Raw genomic sequence first — 21,646 nt, forward strand, 5'->3', positions numbered from 1 at the left:
GCGGCGTTGGCCCCCTCGCCGGTGGTGGCGGCGTTGGCCCCCTTGCCGGTGGTGGCGGCGTTGGCCCAGTCGCCGGTGGTGGCGGCGTTGGCCCCTGCCGCCTCCTGCTCTGCGATCAGCTCGGCATCGGCGCCCGCGATCTGCGTGACCAACTTGACCCGGAGGCCCGTGTCATCGATTTCCGGGAAAAGCTTGCCCATCAGCCAGTCGGCGTCGCTGCCGCGCTTGTCGCGGACCAAGTGCTGATACAGCGGCACAAATTCACCCTGGCCGGCGGGGTAGTTTTCGAGGAACCACCTGTAGCCGTCGCTGCAGGTCGACCACGCCTTGACGCGGTCCTTGGTGATGAGGGTGCTGGTGGTTGGCATGCTGGCTCCGGTAGGACGAAAAAAAGCCCGCGCGTGGCGGGCCGGGTGGGGTTGTAGAAAGACCGCTGCCCCGAAGGGCGTGCCGGGGGAAGAAGAGAGGGAGGAATAGAGACCCCCCGGCGCGGTGGAAGGCGGCCCTGAGCAGGACGCCTAAAGAAAGAGCCGCGTGGGTGCGCCCCAATGAGATGGGAGGGAGAGGAGGGCGCGCGGCTTAAAAACACAAGCGTCCTCTCGGGAAGGCGCTTGTGTTTACCCTGGTGTCGCCCAGGGTCAGCGCAGCGCTGGCGCGCTGGACGTGCATGTTACGGCGTCTTCTGGCTGTTGTGGGGTGGGCGATCCCACAGCCATCGGCCAGATCTGGTCCAATGCCGGCTGTCGTGCGGCTTTCTACGTGCCCGGCGGGCAGGGTGGCCGGGTCGTCCGGCTCAGGTGGTGCGCATGGTGGTCTCCTTCGCGGGCGGGCCGCATGGTGGTGTTGCCTGGGATTGCTTGTCTTGGCTCCCCGGGGTGGCCTCACCGTTGTCACCCGTGTACCGCGCTTCGGCGGACTGGGACGGGCCGGACTGCCCGCGCGACGTGCCTTGACGGCCAGCAGCACCCCAACTGCATCGCTCTTTCATCCATCAGGGCCGGGGAATGCGCGGGGCGGCGCAAGCATCGTCGGCGGTGACGGGGCGGGCGGATTTTTAAGGAGCCGGCGGGCTCCCGTCGATGCGGTGGCCCATCGCTGCCTGTGTGGGGCTGCGATGGATGAATTATCACGAACGTGAACTGACGTGTCAACACGAATGTGAGATATCGCTAAAATTTGTTCCACGCCCATCGGGCGAAGGAGCACCCATGGTTGAAATGGACGAAAAAAAACCCACCAGGGCGGTGGGTTGGCGAGCCCCTTCGGGAGCTGAGGATCAAGAACGGCTGTGGCAGGAAATGAACGACCTGCTCGTCGGTCTCGGCAAGATGCACTTCGCCATGCGCGAGAGGTGCCCGGAAAACCTGGAGGAGGCTCGGCACTACATGGCGCACATCCTCACCTTGGTGCGCCGATCGGCACTCGCGGTGGAATCCGCGCTGTTCGAGCCCCGGCCGGACGATTGGTTTTGGCGCTTAGCCGTCGAGCCGCGAGAATTTATGAGCCCAATCGCTGACCTCGAAGGAGGCGCTGACGAGCGCCCGCTCGATGGCCTGGGGGCTATCCCCGCTGTAGCTGCTCATGGCGGCAAGGATGCCACTCCCGGCTGAGGCCAGCCGGCGAGCGATGTCCGGGTCATCAAAGCGCGGTCCTGAGCCCAACGCCTGCAGGCTGCTGCGCAGAGAAGAAATTCCGGCCCGGACGTACTCTCGATCGCCAGGCGCTAGCTTCGTCTTCCCGGAGACAGCGCTCCGTAATTCGGCGATTTGCTGTTCGATGTTCCCAAGGCTTGATGCCGCTTTTGCCTTATCGTCATCCATTCTTCTTTCCTGCTGGCTGTGATTTTTCAGGGCAACCGGACCTGATATTTTCCACGGCGTCGTTCAATCCGCGCAAATCGATATCAAAATCCTGTATGCCTGACACAAGTGTGGAAACGCGCATGCGCAGCCTGGATGATTGCAGTAACTTATCGAACTCGGCTTCATTTACAGTAATTGCGTCGATGCCCTTCTCCGTCTCGGTGGCTAGTCGTAAGCCGCGCGGCGGCTCGTCGTCAAACCTCATAGTTACCGAAGAGATGCCACCCCTGATAGAAATGTACAGGGTGTCTGCAGATAACTGTTTGGAGTAGTCTTTTTTGTAAACCCCCGTGCAAGTGGCTTTATCTGTCATGCTGTCAGTACCCCTGAGGACTGACCAACTTCCGGAAGAAAAAACCTTCTTTGAATCCGCCAGACTCGCCGAATGCGCCACGGCGCAGCAGGAAATAATGGATGCCGTTAAAAACCTCTTCATGCCTCTCTCCTTTAAAAACTCCATCCGGCAAACTTTAGTTTGCCGATAATTCTGTCGCCCGGCTCAAGTTTTATGTACGGCTTCGGCCATGCCGGGTTTATCGCGTGGAGAAACTGCTCTCCATCCACGCGGACCAGCTTCTTAAACGTCGCCTTATTCTCGTGCTCGCGCTTGGCTACAACGTAGTCCCCCGGCTGGGCCTCAATACCTGGATGAATATGAACATACATACCCTCCGGAAAGTTGTCGCGCCCGCCTGTCGGATTGGTCATCGAGTCTCCTTCCAACTTGAGCACAAACCCAGCATCGCCTAGGTCCACGGGGCTATCCTGCCAACTCTCCGCGTCGCCGGGCTGGAAGTTGTCAACGATCTCAGACCATTCGCCCGCCTGCACTGAGGAAATAACGGGGTAGCGGCGCGGCCTCATAGACGCAGGCGCAGCTGAGACATTGGCCTGATCGTGATCGCCATGCATAGGGCCTTGTCCGGTCTCAAGCCACGACGGGGACACATGCAACGCGGCAGCGATAGCAAGTAGGTCGCGGGGGCGCTTGCGCAGTCCTGATTCGATGTTCCCGATCGTCCCTTGGGACACGTTGGCGCGCTGGGCCAGGGCTGGCTGGGTGAGGCCAGCCCGTTCTCTCGCGGCCCTCAGGCGTTCTGCAATGGTTTTCACGGGCGTGATGGTGTCAAAGGATTGCATCACATTGGTGGTTGGTTTACTATCACGTTCGTGAAAGGAATCACGAACATGAACCCTCTTGAGGCGGCCATCAGCGCCATCGGCGGCGTCGGAAAGCTGGCCGAGGCCATCGGCGTCGGTCAATCGGCTGTCAGCAACTGGCGCGCGCGGGGCACGACCCCCGATGCGGCATATTGCGTCGCCATCGAGCGCGCCACCTCTGGTGCTGTCTCCCGCAGGGACCTCCGCCCCGACGACTGGCACCTGATCTGGCCCGAGCTGGCCGCCCCCACCAAGGAGGCCAGCAGTGCTTAGTCGTGCTCGATGCCTTCTAGCAGCCGGTTTATCTGCCATCGCACGTAGGTTTTCTTCCAAACCCAGCGAGCCGCAGCAAGGTAGCCGCCCAGCAGTCCCGCTGCTGACACCCCCAGAAATCCAGCGACTGAGGCGGTCGCTGACTGACTCGCACCTGTCAGGGCTTGGATCACGTCTGCTGGCGTCACCTGAAACCACCACAGCAGCACCGCTCCCAGCAGGGCCAGAAGCAGGTGCGCAATCCAAAACACAAGCCACGCCAGAAGGCGTGAAAGGTTCGTCGTCATGACCCACAGCGTCTCGAAAGCCTGCTCCTGCGAGAGCCCGATTCTTCTTGCCATTTTCCGCTCCACCCTCGTTTGCAATGAGGTGCGGATTTTGACCGGGGTGGCCCCCACCAAGGAGGAGGTAAGCCATGGCTGACCTCTGCCCCACCTGCGGGAAAGGCAGGCCATCCGTGCACTTCCTGGGTTCCCATGCTGCGACGGAATTGCCTTGCACCTGCGCGCGTCCAGCCGCCGCGATGCAATTCCGCCCGATCAGCGCCCGGCTGGGGCGGGCCATGCGCAAGGGCGCTGGCATCGATGCGCAGGGTGTGGTGGGCTGCAGCCTGGAAGTGGCCGGGCCGGGCGAGGTGTACCTGAACGTGCGGGTCTTCCTCGATGGCGAGGCGGCCGCGAAGGTCATGAAGGCCATCGCGGCGGTGGATCTCAATTCGGAGGAGTGGGGCTGACGATGGTGAGCACTTCGCCTGTCGTCGGCACCGCGAACCCTTGCTTGTCGTCCGTGGGGTTGACCGTCTGCTGTCTGAGCTTGAAACGGCCGCCGCTGCGGTTCCATTCGCTCCAGGTTCCCTCGTTGAACTGCACGCGCATGAAGTCGCCCCATTCCTCGACGGACCGGGTCCGGCCCGCTTCGTCTTTCACGCTGATGCGGCGCACCAAGCGCGTCGCCTTTTCCTGTCTGGTCATGTCCGCCCTCCCAGGCGATGGTTGTGTAGGAGCTTCCATCGTACGCCTGGGAGAGGCGGGCGCCCACCACCGCGCCGCGCGCGCTGCTACGGCTGGATGAGGTGCTGGGGCTGGTCTCGTTGTCCATGCCCGCATCGTCGCCGCCGCCACCCCTTTGGTCCACGTCCAATTTACGGAGCCCCGGACGCCATGAACTCTCTCGATGCCCTGCGACGCATGGTCGCCAACTACCCCGGCGGCCGTGCCGCCCTGGCCGCGCGCCTCGGCAAGTCCGATGAGGTGCTGCGTAAGGAGCTGAGCGGCTCCAGCACCAGCCACAAGATGGGCCTGGCCGACGCGGAGGAGATCGCCACGATGTGCCACGAGGCCGGTAGCGCCGGATCTCAAGGCCTGGGCACGGTCTTTTCCTTTGGCGCCGGCATGCTGTCGCTGCCCGTGATCGACATGGGCGCGGCGCACCACTGCCTGCGCTCGGCCACGGCCGCCGCCGTGCGCGAGAGCGCCGATGTCCTGGTGGTCGTTACGCAGTCCCAGGCAGACGGATCGATCAGCGACAACGACAAGCGCGAGGTTCTGCGCGAGATCGGCCAGGCCGTCGCCGCGCTGCAGGGCGTGGCCGCTGCGCTGAATGCCCAGCATGCGGCGGACAACGCCGGGAGGGCCTTGTGATGGACGTAGTGACCACATCCGGCTCCGGGCTGACGATGAGCAGCCGCGAGATTGCCGAGCTGACGGGCAAGCGCCACGACAACGTGATGCCTGTTTGCCGTTCGCTGCGCGATGCGGGGGTGTGTCCTGAGATTCAGGAGACCCCCTGTACCAACCCGCAGAACGGGCAGACCTACATGGAGTGCCGCCTCAACAAGCGCGATTCGCTGGTGCTGATCGCCCGGCTGTCGCCCGATTTCACGGCCCGCGTGGTCGATCGGTGGCAGGAGCTGGAGGCCCAGGCGGCCCCCGCGATTCCGCGCACGATGGCCCAGGCCCTGCGCCTGGCTGCCGACCAGGCGGAGCAGATCGAGCTGCAGAGGGCCCAACTGGAGGAGGCCGCGCCGAAGGTGGAGTACGTAGACCGCTTCGTGGCTGCCCATGGGGCCATGGGCTTCCGTCAGGTCGCCAAGCTGCTGCGGGCCAACGAGCACGAATTCCGGGCGTTCCTGCAGGAGGAAAAGGTCATGTACCGCCTGGGCGGGGAGTGGACGGCCTACCAGGCTCACATCGACGCTGGGCGCTTCGTCGTCCGTTCGGGCGTGGCCACGGCCAACGAGCACGCGTTCAGCACCACGAAGTTCACGCCCAAGGGTGTGGAGTGGGTCGCGGGGCTTTGGGGCCGGCACACGGCGCGCCGCGCACAGGAGGCATCGTGAGCGTCAAGGTGATGACCGCCGTGTTCGAGCGCTATCCGAGCGGCGGCGGCGAGATGCTGCTGGCGCTCGCCCTGGCCGATCACGCATCGGACGACGGTACAAAGGTCTTTCCCAGCGTGGAGACCCTTGCCGATAAGACGCGCCAGTCGGTGCGCAGCGTGCAGTACCAGCTGCGCCGCATGGAGGAGGCGGGCTGGCTGATCCTCGTCAGCGCGGGCAACGGCGGGCGCTCCATGACCCGTGAGTACCGGATTTCCATCGACTGGATAAAGGGTGCAGAAATTGCACCCATCCAAAAGGGTGCAATCCGCGACGAAAAGGGTGCAACGGACGACACGAAAGGGTGCAATCCAGAGCAAGAAACGGTGCAACCCGTTGCACCCGCAAATAACCGTCATAGAACCATCAGTGAACCATCACTGAATCGTTCCGCCGCTGCCGCACCGGCCAAGCCAAGCCGGGGCTCCACCTTGCCGACCGGCTTCGAGCCGGACCAGACCGCCGCCGACATGGCAGCCCGGTCCGGGATCGACCTGCAGGCAGAGCTGGCGAACTTTCTGGACCACCACACCGCCCGCGGCACGATCTTCAAGGACTGGCAGGCCGCCTTCCGCACCTGGTTGCGCAACGCCGTGAGGTTCGGCCAGCGCGGGGCTGGCGGCGGCGCGCGGCGCGGCCCGCCCGAGATGCGGTACGCAGCAGCGGCCGCCACGATCTACGAAGGGGTCGATCTGTGAACGACATATCCACCCTGGCGCACGACGCCATCCACCAAGCGACCCACCAGCCCCGCCCGAAGCGGGAGGCCTCACCCACCACCCGCAAGCTGTTCGTGCTGCTGCACGGCTCCTACGGCAACCTCTTCCTATCGAAGTTCGCCACCGGCGAGAAGTCGGAGGCAGGCGGCGACAAGGGGGTGGCCGCAGCGATGCTGGTGTGGGACGCAGCCCTGGCCAGGTTCGCGCCTGAAGTGATCGAGGCCGCGGCGCAGCGGTTGAAGTCCGAGAACCCCGAGTACGCGCCGAACCTTCCGCAGTTCGAGAAGACCTGCGAGGCCATCACGCCGCGCAAGACCTACGCCGAAGAGAACAACCTGCCGCGCCTGCCGGCCCCCGTGGCCGCGCCGCGCGCGCCGGTCAGCTACGAGGCTCGGGGCGACAGCAAGGACTGGGCGCGTTCGATCATGGCCCGCGCTGCTGCCGGCGAGCGGATCACACCCTACAGCCTGAAGAGCGCGCGCCAGGCCCTGGGCATGGAAGGGAGGCAGAAATGGCAATGACGCTGCGCGATCACCTCACCGAATCCAAGGCCTGGGCGCATGCAGTCCTGGACGATGTTCGCGACGGATACCCGCAGCGTGACGCGGATGTGCGGCTTGCGCTCCAACTGCTCGGGGAGCCTGTATGACCTGCGCAACCTGCATCCACTGGGCCTTGCGCCAGCACCGCGAAATGGCCAAGCAGGGTATGGCCGCCTGCTCCCTCGGGAAGGCATGGACCTTCTTCCCGCCGCAGCACGCCTGCGCCAAGCACACGCCCGCGCCCGCAAACATCCAAGCCGACCGGGAGCGCTGGCTCCAGAAAGGAGGCCGCTGATGGCCACGAAGAAGAACCTCGCACAGCTGATGCAGATGCTGACGGCCGCCGGGGGCACCGCCCGCGAGAGCGAGCTGCGCGCCGCGACGGGCTGGGCCGCTGAGCACCTGAAGGTGGTGCTGGAAGGCGCGCGCGAACGCCTGCTGGCGCGGCCGGTCGTTACGAAGCCCCAGAGGGACACCGCATGGGTGGCTGTGGACGTGCTGATTGCGCGCTGTCCCTGGAACCCTGCCCAGATCCTCAAGACCATTGCCGGCCAGGAGATGAGCACCCGCGAGCTGGCGGCCCTGGCCAATTCCCCTGAGGTCGCCATGGGGCTGCTGCTGCGCAGGATGGAGCGCGCGAAGAGGATCAAGTTGGCGGCGTTCGACGGCCTCCGAAAGTGGGTGCCCTTCAGCCGGCATATCGCGCCCGGGGGCTCGCGGCCCGAGCCCTATGACGGTGACCTGCTCGCGCTGATCGCCCAGCACCAACCCATGCGGCTGGAGCACCTTGCGGAGCTGACGGGCCGCGGCCGCGTCTACACCCGGCAGCGCGTGCACGCCCTGCGCCGCGCGGGGAAGCTGACCATTCGCGGGCTGGACGGTAGCTGGCGCTACGTGCTGCCGGACTATGTGCGCACGTCCGCCGAGATCGAACAGGACATCCTGCTGCGCTGCGAGGACGTGGGCGGTGACTGCCTGAAGTGGAGCGGGGCGCGCAACAAGCAGGGCCGCCCGCTGGTTCGCCACGAGGGGAACATCACTCGGGTGGACATGGTTCTGTGGACGGCCGTGCACGGAAAGGAATTGAAGAAGGGGCACACGCTGGTCCAGACGTGCGAGACGCCCGGCTGCTGCAACCACGACCACCACAAGCACGTCACGCGCAGCGCGGCGATGCGCAAGGCATTCGCGGCCATCGGCTTCGGGGGCGAGCAGCACGGCCGGCGGGTGTCTGCAGCCATCCGGCACAAGGTCGGTTCGCTGTCGCCCGAGCAGGTGGAGCTGATCCGTACCAGCCCACTGACAGGTGCCGAGCTGGCGCGCCAGTTGGGAAAGACCAAATCGGTTGTGCAGGATGCCCGCGCCGGCCGGAGCTACCGCGACTACGTGGTGGCGAGCCCGTTCTTGGGGCTGGGCGGGAGGTCGGGATGCTGATCCTCGGGATGGACCCCGGCGCCCACACCGGTGTGGCCACCTACGTGGATGGCGTGCTCACGGAACTGGAGACGGTGCCGCCGCACTACATCGAGCGGATCATCCGCGGCCGGCAGCCGACCCGGGTTGTCTTCGAGGACTCGCGCCTGCAGAGCCACACCTGGACGCGCGGCCGCAGCGGCGCCGCCAGCGCCAAGATGGCGCGCAATGTCGGCCAGGTGGACGCCTGGTGCAGGCTGATCTCCGAGGTGTGCGGCGAGCTGGGCATCCCGGCGCACGGCATCAGCCCGGCCAACAAGGGCGCCAAGCTGGACGCGGTCGCGTTCGCGCGCACCACTGGCTGGGCCGGCTCCTCGAACGAGCATGCCCGCGACGCGGCCATGGTGGCGTGGCCGTACCGCCGATCCAAGGATCTCCGGGGAGGCGGTCGCTGATGCGCCGGACCGGATTCCGCCGCGCGCCGCGGCCCGCAGCACCTGCTGCCGATCGTGAGCAGCGGCTCGCCGCCCGCGCCGCCCGCACCATGGCGGAGGTGCGGCCGCGGGCCTCCGTGGTGGTGCCCTGCGCAGAGCTGGCGCCGGCCGTGCCCAAGGCGGCGCCGGTGCGCAGCGAGGCCTACCGCCGACTGGTCGCCGCGCTGCCGTGCATGGCCTGCGGCATGCCGGGGCTCTCGCAGTGCGCGCACGCAAACACCGGCAAGGGCATGGGGATCAAGGTCTGCGACCTGGAGAGCTTCCCGCTCTGCTCTGACCGCCCGGGCACGCCCGGCTGCCACAGCCTATTCGATCAGGGGGCTTTGCTGCCCAAGGCCGCGCGCCGCGCGATCGAGCCGGCATGGATCGCTGACACACAGCGCCGCATCATCGCCCTGGGGCTCTGGCCCGCGGGCATCCAACAACCTGGGGCTTTGCCCCACATCAACCCGACCGATGACCGCCATGATCAATAAATACCCCACCGCAGCCGAGCGCCTCACCAGCGCTGGTGCAAGTTCCGACCTCACCGTGAGCCTCGATAAGCGCGGCGACGTGGACTACTTGATCGCCTCGGGCAAGACGCCAGCGGTAATCGGCCGCCGCGTCTACCAACTCATGACCGAATGGGACAGCTGCGCGAAGCCGCGCAGCCTCACCTCAGCCGATATCGAGCTGATCGCTCAGCGACTGCCGCGCATCAAGGTCCAGAAGCATGGCAAGCGAGGAGTGCGTGAGGTGGAGGCGCTGGACTTGCTGGGCGCGCGCGCTGCGGCTGATGCATGGCTGGCGGAAGAGCGGCGCCGGGTACTGCAGCGCCTGCCCAGTCTGCGGCACCTGGTGGACGAGCACGCCGGACTTCTGGCCTGGGTGGCCGGCCGAGGGATCAATGAGCCGCGCACGAAGCTTCTCGATGTCTTGGGCTGGTGGGCCGATCGCCGCTGCCCGGTCTGCCAGGGCACCAAGGAAAGGGACGGGCAGGCCTGCAAGGTCTGCCGCGGCTCGGGCGAACGTCAGGTCCCCCACGGGACGGATGGCCTGCGAATCTCCGAGCACATCGCGCACCACGTTTGCCGTGCGCGCAGCGGGTCGCGTGCCGCGCTCAAGCAGCTGCCAGCGTGGAAAAACTTCGCGGCGGCGAAATGCTGAGGTAGAATGCGTCCCTAGAGCGCAGGCGCAATACACCCGCCATGCCAACATGTCGAATGGCCCCCGGGCGGTGAGTCCGGTCAGGTCAGAAGTTGTTGGAGAAGTGCGCCCAGAACATCCCAAGCCCGCACGGTTCGCCTGCGGGCTTTTTCGTTTGCCACCACCAGGGCGCATCCACCACGCCTCTATCGCCGCCAGGGACGCCATGCCCAGGTGGTGGCGCCTTCCAAGGAGACGCAGATGACCAAGCCGTACCGCTGGGGCGACGTTGCGCCGCCCGCTGTGCAGGAGATGCAGAAGCGTCGCCGCTACCGGGCATCGGAGTTCTTCGCTCGGCTGAAGCGCGGGCGTGGTGAGAAGTTCGACCAGGAGCGCAGTGCTGCAGAGCAACCCGGCCGCGATGGGATCGCCGAGACGGTGCACGCTGCCCTGCGCTCGGGCCTGACACTGGAGCAGCTCAGTGCACCGAGTCCTGCGGCGTGCAATCCAGGCAACGCTGTTCTTCCCGACACGATGCTGCTGGAGGTGCGAGCAATTCGGCAGCAGGCCGCGGATATTTCCCGCCTTCTGATGCGATGGGGCGATGAGGGCCTGCCGGCTACTGCCGAATACCCTTGATTGCGTCGGCCACTGTCTCGATTTGCGCGTAAGCGACTGCGGCGAAGGACGCCACAGGATGGCTGGCCGACCATTCTTGCGAAAAGGCATCTCTCTTGGCCCGACCTTCTGCGTCATTCGGTTCCATGCTGTTTCGCTCCCATTCTTTCAAGGCTTGGGCTCTCGCGCCAGTTCGTATGGCTGATGCCAGTTCGCGGACGTGAGCTGCGAGGATGAGTTCTTCGGTCGTATGCATTGTTTCCGCCCTCCTGGCGATGGTTGTGTGAGAACTCCATCGTAGTGCCAGGAGGGCGAATCCTTCATACCCGACTCCCGGCAGCCAGCGCCGGCCGCGCACAGGCGCGGGGGTTTCCACCGCAAGCTGTGGTGCTGGACAGCGGACGGCAGGCACCAGCGGGGCCAGACCAAGCCCCGTAGACCGATGGATGCCAGAACACCCAGGAGATGCCATGAAGACCTACGACACCGGCGCCCGGACGCATGGCAGCAATGCCGCATGGAAGAGCCTCAAGGGCATCGTGATGCGCTGGCTTGACCGCGAGCGCGAGATCCTGTCGCTTCGGAACGCGGTGGGGATGATGAGCGAGGCTCGGCGAGCAGACGCCGCCGAGTACGACGCCATGGTCGCTGCTGTTGGGCAGGTGCGCGCGGATGCCAAGCGGCTGCGCTGGCTGACCGCGGACCATGCCTCGCCAGAGGTGCGAGAGCGTGTCGCGCAGATCCTGCGCAGCATCCCGACGCGAACCACTTCCGGCGTGCGCACGGACATCGACGCCGCGATGCGCGAATGAGCCAGCGCCCCCGAATCCCAGCCGCCGCCCAGCGCATCCAGATGGCCCAGGCCACACGGTTGCAGCAGGCGCCGCGCATTGGGGCGACCCATCGGGATCGGGGGCGCGCCCGGCAGGAGGCGCGGCTGCGCATCTGGTTGCGCGACGGGCCGCACTGCAAGGGCTGCGGCAAGCTGATCGACATCACGCCCGGCACGTCGGACCCGTTCGAGCTGGACCACACGGTCCCGCTCTGGCGCGGCGGCAAGGACGCCGACCACAACCGGCAGTGCCTGTGCCCGGACTGCCACGCGGCCAAGACGGCTCGCGAGGCGCAGGAGCGGGCGAGATGTGGCACGGGCTGAGATCGCCCGCTCCTGCGGGCCGCGAGGGGCCTCGCCGGGCCGTGCGCAGGCGTCCCTGACGCCGAAAGGGAGGGGGTGCCAAGAAGTCTGGAACCCTTTCCCCTGGATACCGCACGGTTCCGCACGCGCAGAAAATTTTTCCCCTATCAAAAGGAATTCAAATGGCCGGAGTCAAAGGACGAAGCGGTGGCGCCCGTCCGGGTGCCGGCCGACCGAAAAAGGAGCCCGTGGTGCTCCCGCTCAGCACCGTCTACGACGAGCCGGACAAGTTCCTGCGCGCCGTGATGAACGACAGCGGCACCGAGGCGAAATTGCGAGTTGACGCGGCGAAGGCGCTGCTGTCGGCCCAGGTGCGCCGCGCCGAGAACGGCGGCAAGAAGGAGCAGGCCAGGGCCGCGGCGAAGACCGCCGGCGCGGGCAAGTTCGCATCGGCCGCGCCGCCGAAGCTGGCGGCTGCCGGCGGTAAGAGGGTCTGATGCCCGAGTGGACGACAGCCTGCCCAGACTGGGCGGAGCGGCTGCGCTCGGGCCGGTCGATCATCCCGCCGCCAATCTTCCCTGAGGAGGCCGAGGCCGGGCTGTCCGTGATGCGCGAGCTGCGCATCGTGGACGCCCCCGACAGCCCGAAGATCGGGGATGCGAGCGGGCAGTGGGTGTTCGATCTGGCGGCGTCCATATTCGGCGCCTACGACGCCGAGAGCGGCCGACGCCTCATCACAGAATGGTTCGTGATGCTGCCCAAGAAGAACTTCAAGTCCGGGCTCGCCGCCTCGATCATGCTCACGATGCTGATCCGCAACTGGCGGAAGTCGGCGGAGTTCACGATCCTGGCACCTACGCTCGAGGTCGCGAACAACAGCTTCGGCCCGGCCAAGGACATGGTGGCCTTCGAGGAAGAGGGCGACGACGGCGAGACCTACAGCGAGCTGGCCGACCTGGTGCAGGTGCAGACGCACATCAAGACGCTGACGCACCGCGGCATGAATGCGACGTTGAAGGTGATCGCGGCGGACGCGAACACGGCCGCCGGCAAGAAGTCGGTCGGCGTGCTGGTGGAAGAACTGTGGCTGTTCGGCAAGCAGGCGAATGCGAAGGACATGCTGCGGGAGGCCACCGGCGGGCTCGCCTCGCGGCCCGAAGGCTTCACGATCTACATCACCACCCAGAGCGACGAGCCGCCACAGGGGGTGTTCAAGGAGAAGCTGCAGTACGCGCGGGACGTGCGGGACGGAAAGATCGTCGATCCGCAGTTCCTGCCCATCCTCTTCGAGCACCCACCCGAGCTGGTCGCAAACGGCGGGGCGCGGTTGCTCGAGAACCTGCCCATGGTGAACCCGAACCTCGGGTACTCGGTGGACCGGGCCTACCTGGAGCGCGAGTTTCGGAAGGCGGAGGCGGAGGGCGAGGCCTCGCTGAAGGGGTTCTTGGCGAAGTACGGGAACGTCGAAGTGGGCATGAACCTGCGCAGCGACCGCTGGCTGGGCGCCGACTTCTGGCTGGCCGCGGCCGTGCCGGTGTTCTCGCTCGAGGAGCTGCTGCAGCGCTCGGAGGTGGTCACTGTCGGCATCGACGGCGGGGGGCTGGACGACATGCTGGGGCTGGCCGTGGTCGGGCGTGAGATCGACACCGGCCGGTGGCTGGTCTGGGCTCGGGCGTGGCTGCATCCGATCGCGCTTGAGCGCCGGAAGTCGGAAGCCGCCAAGTACCACGACTTCGCGAAGGCGGGCGACCTGGTGCTCGTGGAGCGCGTGGGCGAGGACATCGCCGATGTCGTGCGCATCGTCACACAGGTGGTGGACTCGGGCCTGCTGGACAAGGTGGGCGTGGACCGGGCCGGGCTGGGTGGCATCTACGACGCGCTGGTGGGAACGGATGAAAAGGCCGGGCCTGTGAACGCCGACGAGGTGGTGGGCATTCCGCAGGGCTGGCAACTGCAGGGCGCGATCAAGACCGCGGAGCGGCACCTGGCGGCCCGCAAGCTGGTGCACGGCGGAGCCGGGCTGATGGCCTGGTGCGTGGGCAATGCGAAGGTGGTGGCCGTCGGCAATGCGATCAGCATCACCAAGCAGGTCAGCGGTTTCGCGAAGATCGACCCGCTCATGGCCATGTTCGACGCCGTCTATCTGATGGCCCTGAATCCGGAGGCGAAGGCCGGCCCGGCGATTTACTCTCTGGAGCTGTCCTGATGACGCAAACCCTCAACCTCGCCGCGCGAGAGCACGGCAGCCGGGTGCTGGGCGAATGGATCGCCGGGCGCGAGGGCGCCGCGGCGCGCGCCGGCCTGCTGGCGCTGGGCGAGAACACGGTGGAGAACGGCACGCTAAACATCAGCGAGCTGGCGAATCTGCTGGGCGCCAGTGCGCGCTCGGCGGCCGGTGTGCCGGTGACGAAGGAATCCGCGATCCGCGTGTCCGTGGTGTACGCCGCCGTGGCCCTGGTGGCCGGGGCGATCGCCTCGCTGCCGCTGGCCATCTACGAGCGGGACGACCGCACAAAGGTGGATCACGACTACTGGTTTTTGCTCAACGAGCGCGCCGCGGATGGCTGGACGTCCTTCGCCTTCTGGGAATACCTCATCAGCTCCAAGCTGTTCCATGGGGACGGTTTCGGGCGGCTGATCCGGTCGAGCGTGCGCAGCTCCAAGATCATCGGCATGGAGCCGCTGCACCCGCTGTCGGTGGATCCCTTTCGCCACCAGGGCCGCGTGCTCTACCGGGTCAACCCGATCGACGGCAGCCCGGCCTACACGGCGGACAGCGCGGACATCCTGCACCTGTCGAGCCTGGGCTTCGACGGGCTGCGCAGTCCGAGCCCGATCACCTACGCGGGCCGCGAGGCGATCGGCGCCGCCATCGCCGCGCAGGACTACGCGAGCAGGTTCTTCGCGGGCGGCGCGAACATCGATTACGCGCTCAAGACCGCCAGCAGGTTGACCAAGGAGCAGCTCACCGAGCTGAAGGCGTCGCTGCTGGCCCGCGCGCAGAACGGGGGCCGCGGGCCGCTGATCCTGTCCGGGGGGCTGGAGCCGGCGCAGTTGTCGATCAACAGCAAGGACGCCGAGATCCTCGCCACGCGCATGTTCAGCGTGGAGGAGATCTCGCGCATCCTCGGCGTGCCCCCGCACATGATCGGCCACACCGACAAGACGACGAGCTGGGGCTCGGGCATCGAGCAGCAGGGCATCGGCTTCGTGCGGTACACGCTGCAGCGCCACCTGACGCAGTCGGCACAGGAGCTGAACTACAAGCTGTGGCCGGTGCGCGAACGCTTCTTCGTGGAGCACCTGGTGGAGGCGCTGGAACGCGCGGACCTGAAGAGCCGCTACGAGGCCTACCGGATCGCCATGGGCCGGGCCGGAGAGATGCCGTGGATGGATGCGCAGGAGGTGCGGCGGCGCGAGAACCTGCCGCCCAACGCCAACCTGAAGACGAACCCCGGCAAGGCCGGCAAGGACAGCGATGAAAAACCGCCTGAATAAGCTCTACGCCGACAACCGTCGGGCCGCGGCGCGCCGCTTCGATGTGGTCGCGGCGGCCGACTCCCCGGACGTGCAGATCTTCCTCTACGACCACATCGTCTCCAGCGAGGAAGAGGCGGAGTGGTGGGGCGGGGTGGCGCCGGAGTCCTTCGTGAAGGCCGTCTACGCCGTGGACGCCAACGCCACCATCCACCTGCACATCAACAGCCCGGGCGGTTCGGTGTTCGCGGCCCGCGCCATGGAGCAGGCACTGCGCCTGCATAAGGGGCGGTTGGTGGTGCACATTGACGGTCTGGCCGCAAGCGCGGCCACGTTCATCGCCATGGCCGGCGACGAGGTGGTGATGGGCAAGGGCGCCATGTTCATGATCCACAAGGCATGGACCGGGATGTGGGGCAACGCGGCCGACCTGCGCAAGGAAGCCGACCTGCTCGACAAGATCGACGGCACCTTGGCGGAGACCTATGCCGCGAAGACCGGCCAGCCGCTGGAAGACGTCAGCGCGTGGATGGCCGCCGAAACGTGGTTCACGGCGCAAGAAGCGATGGACGCCGGGTTTGCCGACTCGATCGCCGAGGCGGAGGCAAAGGCCTGCGCTTGGAACCTCTCCGCCTACGAGAACGCGCCGAAGGGGGCGAGCCCGGCGGCTGCCACGCCGCCCGCCGCACCGGTGGCGGCCCCGCCTGAGCCGGCAGCCGCCTACGCCACCGCCGAACACCGCGACCGCCAGCAGCAGCGCCTGCGCGTGCTGGCTCGCCTTGCCCATCAGTAAAGCGCCTCGCGCAGCTGAGAACGGCCGCCCACCGAGGCGGCTTTTTTACGTCCCTACGACCTGCGCGAGCGGTCACATCCGAAAGGTATCCCATGAGCAAACTCGCTCAACTGCGCGCCCAGCGCGACGCCAAGGCCAAGAAGGCCAACGAACTGAACGCCAAGACCCCCGCCGACCAGCGCATGCCGGCAGCGGACGCGGCGGAAATGGACGCCGTGCTGGCCGAAATCGAAGCCATCGACGGCGAGATCGCGCGCGAGAACCGCCTGGCGCAGATTGCTGGCGACGAGCGCGCCGAGCACGAAGCCGCCGCCAACGCGGCCACCACCGCCGGCGGCGGCAGTGCCTCGCCCGAGGCCGGCGCGCTGCGTGCCATGCTGACGGGCGGCATCTCCGCGCTGACGCCCGAGCAGCGCCAGGCCCTGCTGGCCCGGCAGAACCCCGACATTCGCGCGGCCATGTCCACGACGACCGGCTCCGAAGGCGGCTACACCGTCGCGACGGAGTTCAGCCGCTCGCTGGTCGAAGCCATGAAGATGATGGGCGGCGTGCGCGCGGTGGCCAGCACCATCCAGACGTCCACCGGGGCCCAGATGCTGTTCCCCACCTCGGACGCCACGGCCGAGGAGGGCGAGATCGTCGGCCAGAACGCCACCGTATCGGTGGGCGAGACGACCTTCGGTCAGGCCTCGCTGGACGTCTACAAGTACAGCTCCAAGTCGATCGCGCTGCCCTTCGAGTTGCTGCAGGACTCGATGTTCGACATCGAGGCCTACATCCGGAACCTCCTGGCCCTGCGCCTGTACCGCATCCAGAACCGTCACCAGACCGTGGGCACCGGCACCGGCCAGCCGCGCGGCCTCGCCACCGCAGCGCCCGTCGGCAAGGTGGGCGCGACGGGCCAGACCACCACCGTCACCTATGACGACCTGGTGGACCTGGAGCATTCGGTGGACCCCATCTACCGCGCCGGCTCGAAGCTGATGCTGCATGACGACATGCTCAAGGCCGTCCGCAAGATCAAGGACACGCAGGGTCGCCCGATCTTCGTGCCCGGCTACGAAGCGGGCAACCCCGGCGGTGCGCCCGACCGCCTGCTGGGCCGCGAAATCGTGCTGAACCAGAACATGCCTGGACCGGGCGCCAGCGCCAAGTCCATCCTGTTCGGCCAGATGTCGAAGTACCTGATCCGCGACGTGATGGACGTCACGCTGTTCCGCATGACCGACAGCGCGTACACGCTGAAGGGCCAGGTGGGCTTCGTCGCCTTCTGCCGCTCGGGCGGCAACCTGATCGACGTCGGCGGCGCCGTGAAGGCCTACCAGCACCCCGCCACCTGATGGCGCAGGCCCGGGCACCGCGCCCGGGCGCATCACCCAACCTGTTTAGAGGAGCTACATCATGGCGAAGCAGCAACCCACTTCCACGGTCCCGACCGCCACCGGCGACAAGGTCACCGTGCCCGACGGCGAACTCAACACGGCCGCCGACCCCAAGACGGCGAACGGCGACGAGGTGCGCAAGCAGAACGGCATCAGCGCGTCCGCCACGGCGGAGCAGGTGCTGGCCGACGGCGGCAAGGACACCATCGACCACACCGCGAAGGCCACCGAGCGCCCGGACGTGCAAGCCGCGCCCGATCCCGCCGCAGCGCCAGCCGCGTCCGGCAAGGCCGTGGACGGCCGCGTGCTGGCGGCCATCACCTTCGGCGCGGTGCGCTTCGAGCCCAACGACGTGATCGAGGGCGTGCCCGAGAAGCTCGCGAAGCAGCACGCCGACTCGATCGACACGACGCCGGAAGCGGTGGCCTACGCCCGCGCGCATGGCTTCCCCGCCCGGGCCTACCCCAAGGACTGAGGGATGCCGAAGATCGACCTCCCGACGGCGCGGGAGCACCTCCGCGTGGAGGCCGATGAAGCCCAGGACGCGCTGATCGAGACGTGGCTCCGGGCGGCATACCTCGCCGTGGAGGGGAAGATCTTCCGCCGCGTGCACGCGGACACCGTGCCGCCGGAAGACCTCTATGGCGTGGTGGCGGACGAGGCGATCAACTCCGCTGCGCTGCTGATCCTGGGGCACCTCTTCGCCAACCGCGAGGCGGTGGCCGAAGGCTCCCGCGCACCGGTGCCGATGGGCGCGGAGTGGCTCCTGCAGCCGTACATCAACTTCGACGGGGGAGCGTGACATGCTGCGAGCAGGAGACCTGAACCGCCGCATCACCATCCAGCGCCGTGGCACGGCGACGGACACCTGGGGCTCTCCGGTGCCGGGAGCCGAGAACTGGGCCGAGGTCGGCAAGGCCCGGGCCAGCATCAAGACGCTGTCCGGGCTCGGCGCCATCAAGGCGGACGCCCAGGCGTCCACCGTCAAGGCGTCCATCCGCGTGCGCTGGCGCACCGACCTGGCCGCCGGCATGCGCGTGCTACACGGCGGCACGGTCTACGACGTGCAGGCAGTGCTGCCGGATGTTGCGGGTCGAGAGCACGTTGATCTGGTGTGCGAGGTGGCCCGATGAGCTTCACCGTCGATGCCGACACCACCGGGTTGGAGAGCTACCTGGACGAACTGGGCGATGAAGCGGAGGCCGCGGTGCGGCCCGCAGCGCAGGCGGGCGCGCAGGTGCTCTACGAACAGGTCCAGCGAAATGTCGCCGGGCTGGGGCGCCGGACAGGCAAGCTGGCGGCATCGATCTACCAGGCGTACAGCGCGAGCAAGTCCGGCGACGGCAAGGCCACCTATGACGTGTCATGGAACCACCGCAAGGCGCCCCATGGGCACCTGGTGGAGTACGGCTACCTGCAGCGCTACGTGTACCGCCCCGACGGCATGGGCCCGGTGGTGCGCCCAGGGATGGACGGCCAGCCGCGCCCCGGCCGGCGCGCCACCCGCGAGCAGAAGGATGCCTACTACCTGACGCTGCCCGCGCCGCGGATCGTGCCCGGCAAGGCGTTCGTGCGCGGTGCAGCGTCGGTCATGGATGCAGCCTACAAGGCCGCCGAGGCGGAGATGCGGCGCCGCGTCGCGCAGAGGGGATCGGCATGAGCTTGGAAGAAGACCTGGTTGCGGCGCTGCGCACGCAATGCCCGCGGGTGTTCCCGATGACCGCACCCTACGACACCCCCACGCCCTACGTGGTGTGGCAGCACGTCGGTGGAGAGCCGATCCGCTTCCTCGACAACTCGGCGCCGCCGACGCGCCACGCCGACATCCAGATCACCGCTTGGGCCACCACGCCGAAGGCGGCATTGGACCTGCTGCGCGGCATCGAAGAAACGCTGTGCGCCTCGACTGCGCTGCAGGCCTCGCCGCGGGCCGAGCCCACCTCAGCCTACGACGACGGCGACGAGCTCACCGGCGCGCTGCAGACCTTCAGTGTCTGGGGCGCGCGCACCTGAGTTCCGGCCTCTGACCAACCTTCAACCAGCCCGCCGCGCGCGGGCTTTTCTGTTTCTGGAGCACCCGATGAACGAACTGACGGCAGAGGCCGTGCGTGCAGCGCTCGACTACGACCCGCAAACCGGGAGGTTCACGCGAAGGAAGCGCACGGCGCAGTGCCACCGGATCGGTGACGCCGCCGACATGCCCGGGCACGGGAGCCTTGCCGGCTACCTCGTGGTGAGCCTGGTCGGAAAGAAGTGGCTCGCGCACCGGCTGGCCTGGCTGCACGTTCATGGCGTTTGTCCACAGCACGAAATCGACCACATCAACGGCGACCCTTCTGACAACCGCATCGCCAATCTCCGCGATGTGCGGACCGTGGTGAACGCGCAGAACAAACGCCGGGCCCGTGTTGACAGTCGCTCGGGCCTGCTCGGCGCAGCGATGTGCAAGCAGTCCGGGAAGTTCAGGGCGCGGATTCAGGTGGCGAAAAAGTTCATCCACATCGGGATGTTCGCTACGGCAGAAGAGGCGCACGCCGCCTACATGGCCGCGAAAAGGAAATTGCACCCGGGCTTCGCGGCCTGAGTGCTGATCGAGCCCTGACGGGCTTTCACTAACGCCCGCGCACGCGGGAGAACTGCCCTCGCGGGCGCATATCTGACGCCCGTATAACGGGCGGGAAGGAACTATCATCGCAGTCTCTCTCCCCGACGGCGCGACCGTCGCCATCGCAACCTCCTACGGCACCGCCAAGGCGATCAGCGCGATTTCCAACGCGGCGCCGGGCGTCGCCACCAGCACGGCCCACGGTCTCGCCAACGGTGTGTTCTTCGAGCTCAAGACCGGCTGGCAGAAGATCAGCGAGCGGATCTTCAAGACCGCCAACGTGGCCACCAACTCACTCGAGGTGGCCGGCACCGACACCACCGATGTGAACCGCTTCCCCGCGGGCTCCTCGGCCGGCTCGCTGCGCGAGATCCTCGCCTGGACGCAGATCCCGCAGATCCTGGAATTCACGACCAACGGCGGTGACCAGCAGTTCGCCAATTTCTCGTTCCTCGAGGAAGACTACGAGCGCCAGCTGCCCACCGTGACCGCTGCGCAGTCCATCCAGATCGGTATCGGCGATGACCCCACGCTGCCCGGCTACCAGGCCCTGAAGGCGGCCGGCGAGGCCCGCGCCATCCGCGCCATCAAGATCACGCTGCCCAATGGCTCGGTGATCCTCTACAACGGCTACGTGTCGTTCAACGAAACGCCCACGCTGACCAAGGGCCAGGTGATGCAGGTGCGCGCCACCATCTCCCTGCAAGGCCGCCCGGTGCGCTACCAGTCGGGCACCTGATCCGCCGCTTCTGCCTCAGGGCCCTTCGGGGCCCTTTTTCATGCCCCGCCGACCGTATGCGGCGAGGGTCTTTTTCTCTTCTCCGAAAGCACAACACCATGGCAAAAATCGTACTGGGCAAGCGCCCCGAGACCTTCAAGCGCATCGTCTCCGTTCCGCTGCTGGACGGCAGCAAGGGCACCATCGAGTGCGTGTTCAGGTATCGGACGCGCAAGGAATTCGGCGCGCTGGTGGATGGCATCCGGGCCGAGGCCGAGAAGACGGGCGCCCAGGCCACCGCCGAGGCCGCCACGGCGGAAGAAGGTGTGTCCGAGAAGCCGTGGAGCCTGCGCGACCACTTCGACAAGCTGGTGGGCACCAACGCGGAATACATGCTCCAGATCCTGGTCGGCTGGAACCTCGACGTGGACCTGAGTGCGGAATCCCTGCAGCAGCTCTCCGACGAATTGCCGGCTGCGAGCGAGGCGATCGTGGACGCCTACCGCGTGGCCATCACCGAAGGCCGCCTGGGAAACTGACCGCGATCGCGCGGTCCATGTACGAGCCCGAGGCGAGCGACGCCGAGCTCGCCGCGTGGGGGCTCCAGCGCAGCGACTACACAGGCAAGGCGACCGAGGTGTGGCCGGAGAACTGGCCCGTGTATGCGCTGTGGTCGCGCATCTGCAACCAGTGGCGCGTGGGCATGGCCGGTGCGATCGCGCTGGATTACGGCGTGCTGTTCCATGAGCTGGACCGCGCCGACCTCGACCCCGATGAGTACGACGAGCGCTTCCACGACATCCAGGTGATTGAGTCCGAGGCGCTCACGATCTTCGCTGAGCGATCGGAACAGGCAAAAGTGAGCCGCGGCTCCTGACGCCGGCCCTACGGGGCCATCAATACCAAGCCCTGCGGCACCCCGTGGGGCTTTTGCATTTCTGGACACGCC

33 protein-coding genes and 1 pseudogene are annotated in these 21,646 nt (G+C 67.0%); 29 read left to right on the plus strand and 5 right to left on the minus strand.

Features of this window, described 5'->3' with window-relative positions:
* A pseudogene (locus tag BLR05_RS26520) lies at nt 1–368 on the minus strand (hypothetical protein); the annotation flags it as partial.
* 840 nt (nt 369–1,208) lie between these two features.
* Here BLR05_RS26520 and BLR05_RS09855 point away from each other — a divergent pair.
* Entirely contained in the window at nt 1,209–1,610 is a 402-nt protein-coding gene (locus BLR05_RS09855) for a hypothetical protein (protein ID WP_143015889.1), read from the plus strand.
* 202 nt (nt 1,611–1,812) lie between these two features.
* Here BLR05_RS09855 and BLR05_RS25830 read toward each other — a convergent pair whose 3' ends face one another.
* On the minus strand, nt 1,813–2,298 hold the full coding sequence (locus tag BLR05_RS25830) for a hypothetical protein (RefSeq protein ID WP_143015890.1): 486 nt from the start codon (nt 2,296–2,298) through the stop codon (nt 1,813–1,815).
* A gap of 11 nt (nt 2,299–2,309) precedes the next feature.
* The gene (locus BLR05_RS09860; protein WP_092834179.1) at nt 2,310–3,002 is read right to left on the minus strand and encodes a LexA family protein; all 693 of its coding nucleotides are present in this window, start codon (nt 3,000–3,002) and stop codon (nt 2,310–2,312) included.
* Between the two features lie 48 nt (nt 3,003–3,050).
* On the opposite strand from BLR05_RS09860, the gene BLR05_RS09865 reads away from it, so the two are divergent.
* Entirely contained in the window at nt 3,051–3,296 is a 246-nt protein-coding gene (locus BLR05_RS09865) for a transcriptional regulator (RefSeq protein ID WP_092834450.1), read from the plus strand.
* Here the strand turns inward: BLR05_RS09865 and BLR05_RS09870 are convergent.
* Nucleotides 3,293–3,637, minus strand: a complete 345-nt coding sequence (locus BLR05_RS09870; protein WP_143015891.1) for a hypothetical protein — start codon at nt 3,635–3,637, stop codon at nt 3,293–3,295. The genes BLR05_RS09865 and BLR05_RS09870 overlap by 4 nt on opposite strands.
* A gap of 182 nt (nt 3,638–3,819) precedes the next feature.
* Between BLR05_RS09870 and BLR05_RS09875 the strand changes: the two genes are divergently transcribed.
* Nucleotides 3,820–4,029: a hypothetical protein gene (locus BLR05_RS09875; RefSeq protein WP_092834183.1), complete on the plus strand. Its 210-nt coding sequence runs from the start codon at nt 3,820–3,822 to the stop codon at nt 4,027–4,029.
* On the opposite strand, the gene BLR05_RS09880 is transcribed toward BLR05_RS09875, so the two are convergent.
* Nucleotides 4,007–4,267, minus strand: a complete 261-nt coding sequence (locus tag BLR05_RS09880) for a hypothetical protein (RefSeq protein WP_092834185.1) — start codon at nt 4,265–4,267, stop codon at nt 4,007–4,009. The genes BLR05_RS09875 and BLR05_RS09880 overlap by 23 nt on opposite strands.
* Before the next feature lie 189 nt (nt 4,268–4,456).
* Between BLR05_RS09880 and BLR05_RS09885 the strand changes: the two genes are divergently transcribed.
* The 26 genes from BLR05_RS09885 to BLR05_RS10010 all read left to right on the plus strand — a co-directional run bounded on the left by BLR05_RS09885 (nt 4,457) and on the right by BLR05_RS10010 (nt 21,574).
* Nucleotides 4,457–4,936 (plus strand): phage regulatory CII family protein, encoded by a 480-nt coding sequence (locus BLR05_RS09885; RefSeq protein ID WP_092834187.1) that lies wholly within the window; start codon nt 4,457–4,459, stop codon nt 4,934–4,936.
* A complete protein-coding gene (locus tag BLR05_RS09890; RefSeq protein WP_092834189.1) occupies nt 4,936–5,634 on the plus strand; it encodes a phage antirepressor KilAC domain-containing protein in 699 nt (232 codons plus the stop codon). The genes BLR05_RS09885 and BLR05_RS09890 overlap by 1 nt, the downstream gene beginning before the upstream one ends.
* Nucleotides 5,631–6,371, plus strand: coding sequence for a helix-turn-helix domain-containing protein (locus BLR05_RS09895; protein ID WP_244160075.1), 741 nt, complete (start codon nt 5,631–5,633; stop codon nt 6,369–6,371). Before BLR05_RS09890 ends, BLR05_RS09895 begins: the two co-directional genes overlap by 4 nt.
* Nucleotides 6,368–6,913, plus strand: a complete 546-nt coding sequence (locus BLR05_RS09900) for a hypothetical protein (RefSeq protein ID WP_244160076.1) — start codon at nt 6,368–6,370, stop codon at nt 6,911–6,913. The genes BLR05_RS09895 and BLR05_RS09900 overlap by 4 nt, the downstream gene beginning before the upstream one ends.
* Nucleotides 6,904–7,041 (plus strand): hypothetical protein, encoded by a 138-nt coding sequence (locus BLR05_RS26525; protein ID WP_167361232.1) that lies wholly within the window; start codon nt 6,904–6,906, stop codon nt 7,039–7,041. The genes BLR05_RS09900 and BLR05_RS26525 overlap by 10 nt, the downstream gene beginning before the upstream one ends.
* A 187-nt stretch (nt 7,042–7,228) precedes the next feature.
* Complete coding sequence (locus tag BLR05_RS09910) at nt 7,229–8,368, plus strand: hypothetical protein (protein ID WP_092834195.1); 1,140 nt, start codon at nt 7,229–7,231, stop codon at nt 8,366–8,368.
* Nucleotides 8,362–8,802, plus strand: coding sequence for a RuvC family protein (locus tag BLR05_RS09915; protein WP_092834197.1), 441 nt, complete (start codon nt 8,362–8,364; stop codon nt 8,800–8,802). The genes BLR05_RS09910 and BLR05_RS09915 overlap by 7 nt, the downstream gene beginning before the upstream one ends.
* Entirely contained in the window at nt 8,802–9,317 is a 516-nt protein-coding gene (locus tag BLR05_RS09920; RefSeq protein ID WP_092834199.1) for a hypothetical protein, read from the plus strand. Before BLR05_RS09915 ends, BLR05_RS09920 begins: the two co-directional genes overlap by 1 nt.
* Entirely contained in the window at nt 9,298–9,990 is a 693-nt protein-coding gene (locus BLR05_RS09925) for a DnaJ-like cysteine-rich domain-containing protein (protein WP_092834201.1), read from the plus strand. The genes BLR05_RS09920 and BLR05_RS09925 overlap by 20 nt, the downstream gene beginning before the upstream one ends.
* Nucleotides 9,991–10,230: 240 nt before the next feature.
* The gene (locus BLR05_RS09930) at nt 10,231–10,608 is read left to right on the plus strand and encodes a hypothetical protein (protein ID WP_143015892.1); all 378 of its coding nucleotides are present in this window, start codon (nt 10,231–10,233) and stop codon (nt 10,606–10,608) included.
* Between the two features lie 449 nt (nt 10,609–11,057).
* Nucleotides 11,058–11,399 carry a hypothetical protein gene (locus BLR05_RS09935; protein WP_092834205.1) on the plus strand — a complete coding sequence of 114 codons (342 nt, stop codon included), beginning with the start codon at nt 11,058–11,060 and terminating at the stop codon, nt 11,397–11,399.
* Nucleotides 11,396–11,743: an HNH endonuclease gene (locus tag BLR05_RS09940; RefSeq protein WP_244160077.1), complete on the plus strand. Its 348-nt coding sequence runs from the start codon at nt 11,396–11,398 to the stop codon at nt 11,741–11,743. The genes BLR05_RS09935 and BLR05_RS09940 overlap by 4 nt, the downstream gene beginning before the upstream one ends.
* Nucleotides 11,744–11,973: 230 nt before the next feature.
* Entirely contained in the window at nt 11,974–12,219 is a 246-nt protein-coding gene (locus BLR05_RS09945) for a hypothetical protein (protein ID WP_244160078.1), read from the plus strand.
* Entirely contained in the window at nt 12,219–13,928 is a 1,710-nt protein-coding gene (locus tag BLR05_RS09950) for a terminase large subunit (RefSeq protein WP_092834209.1), read from the plus strand. Before BLR05_RS09945 ends, BLR05_RS09950 begins: the two co-directional genes overlap by 1 nt.
* On the plus strand, nt 13,928–15,220 hold the full coding sequence (locus tag BLR05_RS09955) for a phage portal protein (protein ID WP_092834211.1): 1,293 nt from the start codon (nt 13,928–13,930) through the stop codon (nt 15,218–15,220). The genes BLR05_RS09950 and BLR05_RS09955 overlap by 1 nt, the downstream gene beginning before the upstream one ends.
* Entirely contained in the window at nt 15,201–15,992 is a 792-nt protein-coding gene (locus tag BLR05_RS09960) for a head maturation protease, ClpP-related (RefSeq protein ID WP_092834213.1), read from the plus strand. The genes BLR05_RS09955 and BLR05_RS09960 overlap by 20 nt, the downstream gene beginning before the upstream one ends.
* 92 nt (nt 15,993–16,084) lie before the next feature.
* Nucleotides 16,085–17,332, plus strand: coding sequence for a phage major capsid protein (locus BLR05_RS09965; protein ID WP_092834215.1), 1,248 nt, complete (start codon nt 16,085–16,087; stop codon nt 17,330–17,332).
* Between the two features lie 61 nt (nt 17,333–17,393).
* On the plus strand, nt 17,394–17,849 hold the full coding sequence (locus tag BLR05_RS09970) for a hypothetical protein (RefSeq protein ID WP_092834217.1): 456 nt from the start codon (nt 17,394–17,396) through the stop codon (nt 17,847–17,849).
* 3 nt (nt 17,850–17,852) lie between these two features.
* Nucleotides 17,853–18,176, plus strand: a complete 324-nt coding sequence (locus BLR05_RS09975; RefSeq protein ID WP_092834219.1) for a head-tail connector protein — start codon at nt 17,853–17,855, stop codon at nt 18,174–18,176.
* A 1-nt stretch (nt 18,177) separates the two neighbouring features.
* Nucleotides 18,178–18,507 carry a phage head closure protein gene (locus tag BLR05_RS09980; RefSeq protein WP_092834221.1) on the plus strand — a complete coding sequence of 110 codons (330 nt, stop codon included), beginning with the start codon at nt 18,178–18,180 and terminating at the stop codon, nt 18,505–18,507.
* Nucleotides 18,504–19,034, plus strand: a complete 531-nt coding sequence (locus BLR05_RS09985; RefSeq protein ID WP_092834223.1) for an HK97 gp10 family phage protein — start codon at nt 18,504–18,506, stop codon at nt 19,032–19,034. Before BLR05_RS09980 ends, BLR05_RS09985 begins: the two co-directional genes overlap by 4 nt.
* Complete coding sequence (locus tag BLR05_RS09990; protein WP_092834225.1) at nt 19,031–19,387, plus strand: DUF3168 domain-containing protein; 357 nt, start codon at nt 19,031–19,033, stop codon at nt 19,385–19,387. The genes BLR05_RS09985 and BLR05_RS09990 overlap by 4 nt, the downstream gene beginning before the upstream one ends.
* A 67-nt stretch (nt 19,388–19,454) precedes the next feature.
* A complete protein-coding gene (locus BLR05_RS09995; protein ID WP_092834227.1) occupies nt 19,455–19,958 on the plus strand; it encodes an HNH endonuclease in 504 nt (167 codons plus the stop codon).
* Between the two features lie 238 nt (nt 19,959–20,196).
* Nucleotides 20,197–20,718 (plus strand): phage tail protein, encoded by a 522-nt coding sequence (locus BLR05_RS10000; protein WP_244160079.1) that lies wholly within the window; start codon nt 20,197–20,199, stop codon nt 20,716–20,718.
* Between the two features lie 98 nt (nt 20,719–20,816).
* Nucleotides 20,817–21,236, plus strand: coding sequence for a phage tail assembly chaperone (locus tag BLR05_RS10005; RefSeq protein WP_092834231.1), 420 nt, complete (start codon nt 20,817–20,819; stop codon nt 21,234–21,236).
* Nucleotides 21,237–21,253: 17 nt separating this feature from the next.
* Complete coding sequence (locus BLR05_RS10010; protein ID WP_092834233.1) at nt 21,254–21,574, plus strand: DUF1799 domain-containing protein; 321 nt, start codon at nt 21,254–21,256, stop codon at nt 21,572–21,574.
* Nucleotides 21,575–21,646: the final 72 nt, after the last annotated feature.

This window comes from Paracidovorax cattleyae, assembly GCF_900104515.1.
GTDB lineage: Bacteria > Pseudomonadota > Gammaproteobacteria > Burkholderiales > Burkholderiaceae_C > Paracidovorax > Paracidovorax cattleyae.

Bases quoted from the DNA above. Each gene is read 5' to 3' on its own strand.
- BLR05_RS09985 (WP_092834223.1), top strand. From the start codon at position 18,504: ATGAGCTTCACCGTCGATGCCGACACCACCGGGTTGGAGAGCTACCTG.
- BLR05_RS09930 (WP_143015892.1), top strand. From the start codon at position 10,231: ATGACCAAGCCGTACCGCTGGGGCGACGTTGCGCCGCCCGCTGTGCAG.
- BLR05_RS25830 (WP_143015890.1), bottom strand. From the start codon at position 2,298: ATGAAGAGGTTTTTAACGGCATCCATTATTTCCTGCTGCGCCGTGGCG.
- BLR05_RS09965 (WP_092834215.1), top strand. From the start codon at position 16,085: ATGAGCAAACTCGCTCAACTGCGCGCCCAGCGCGACGCCAAGGCCAAG.
- BLR05_RS09890 (WP_092834189.1), top strand. From the start codon at position 4,936: ATGGACGTAGTGACCACATCCGGCTCCGGGCTGACGATGAGCAGCCGC.
- BLR05_RS09880 (WP_092834185.1), bottom strand. From the start codon at position 4,267: ATGACCAGACAGGAAAAGGCGACGCGCTTGGTGCGCCGCATCAGCGTG.
- BLR05_RS09990 (WP_092834225.1), top strand. From the start codon at position 19,031: ATGAGCTTGGAAGAAGACCTGGTTGCGGCGCTGCGCACGCAATGCCCG.
- BLR05_RS09935 (WP_092834205.1), top strand. From the start codon at position 11,058: ATGAAGACCTACGACACCGGCGCCCGGACGCATGGCAGCAATGCCGCA.
- BLR05_RS09860 (WP_092834179.1), bottom strand. From the start codon at position 3,002: ATGCAATCCTTTGACACCATCACGCCCGTGAAAACCATTGCAGAACGC.
- BLR05_RS09960 (WP_092834213.1), top strand. From the start codon at position 15,201: ATGAAAAACCGCCTGAATAAGCTCTACGCCGACAACCGTCGGGCCGCG.
- BLR05_RS09870 (WP_143015891.1), bottom strand. From the start codon at position 3,637: ATGGCAAGAAGAATCGGGCTCTCGCAGGAGCAGGCTTTCGAGACGCTG.
- BLR05_RS26525 (WP_167361232.1), top strand. From the start codon at position 6,904: ATGGCAATGACGCTGCGCGATCACCTCACCGAATCCAAGGCCTGGGCG.
- BLR05_RS09875 (WP_092834183.1), top strand. From the start codon at position 3,820: ATGCAATTCCGCCCGATCAGCGCCCGGCTGGGGCGGGCCATGCGCAAG.
- BLR05_RS10005 (WP_092834231.1), top strand. From the start codon at position 20,817: ATGGCAAAAATCGTACTGGGCAAGCGCCCCGAGACCTTCAAGCGCATC.
- BLR05_RS09940 (WP_244160077.1), top strand. From the start codon at position 11,396: ATGAGCCAGCGCCCCCGAATCCCAGCCGCCGCCCAGCGCATCCAGATG.
- BLR05_RS09865 (WP_092834450.1), top strand. From the start codon at position 3,051: ATGAACCCTCTTGAGGCGGCCATCAGCGCCATCGGCGGCGTCGGAAAG.
- BLR05_RS09855 (WP_143015889.1), top strand. From the start codon at position 1,209: ATGGTTGAAATGGACGAAAAAAAACCCACCAGGGCGGTGGGTTGGCGA.
- BLR05_RS09980 (WP_092834221.1), top strand. From the start codon at position 18,178: ATGCTGCGAGCAGGAGACCTGAACCGCCGCATCACCATCCAGCGCCGT.
- BLR05_RS09920 (WP_092834199.1), top strand. From the start codon at position 8,802: ATGCGCCGGACCGGATTCCGCCGCGCGCCGCGGCCCGCAGCACCTGCT.
- BLR05_RS09950 (WP_092834209.1), top strand. From the start codon at position 12,219: ATGCCCGAGTGGACGACAGCCTGCCCAGACTGGGCGGAGCGGCTGCGC.
- BLR05_RS09955 (WP_092834211.1), top strand. From the start codon at position 13,928: ATGACGCAAACCCTCAACCTCGCCGCGCGAGAGCACGGCAGCCGGGTG.
- BLR05_RS09975 (WP_092834219.1), top strand. From the start codon at position 17,853: ATGCCGAAGATCGACCTCCCGACGGCGCGGGAGCACCTCCGCGTGGAG.
- BLR05_RS09970 (WP_092834217.1), top strand. From the start codon at position 17,394: ATGGCGAAGCAGCAACCCACTTCCACGGTCCCGACCGCCACCGGCGAC.
- BLR05_RS09915 (WP_092834197.1), top strand. From the start codon at position 8,362: ATGCTGATCCTCGGGATGGACCCCGGCGCCCACACCGGTGTGGCCACC.
- BLR05_RS09925 (WP_092834201.1), top strand. From the start codon at position 9,298: ATGACCGCCATGATCAATAAATACCCCACCGCAGCCGAGCGCCTCACC.
- BLR05_RS09910 (WP_092834195.1), top strand. From the start codon at position 7,229: ATGGCCACGAAGAAGAACCTCGCACAGCTGATGCAGATGCTGACGGCC.
- BLR05_RS10010 (WP_092834233.1), top strand. From the start codon at position 21,254: ATGTACGAGCCCGAGGCGAGCGACGCCGAGCTCGCCGCGTGGGGGCTC.
- BLR05_RS09995 (WP_092834227.1), top strand. From the start codon at position 19,455: ATGAACGAACTGACGGCAGAGGCCGTGCGTGCAGCGCTCGACTACGAC.
- BLR05_RS09885 (WP_092834187.1), top strand. From the start codon at position 4,457: ATGAACTCTCTCGATGCCCTGCGACGCATGGTCGCCAACTACCCCGGC.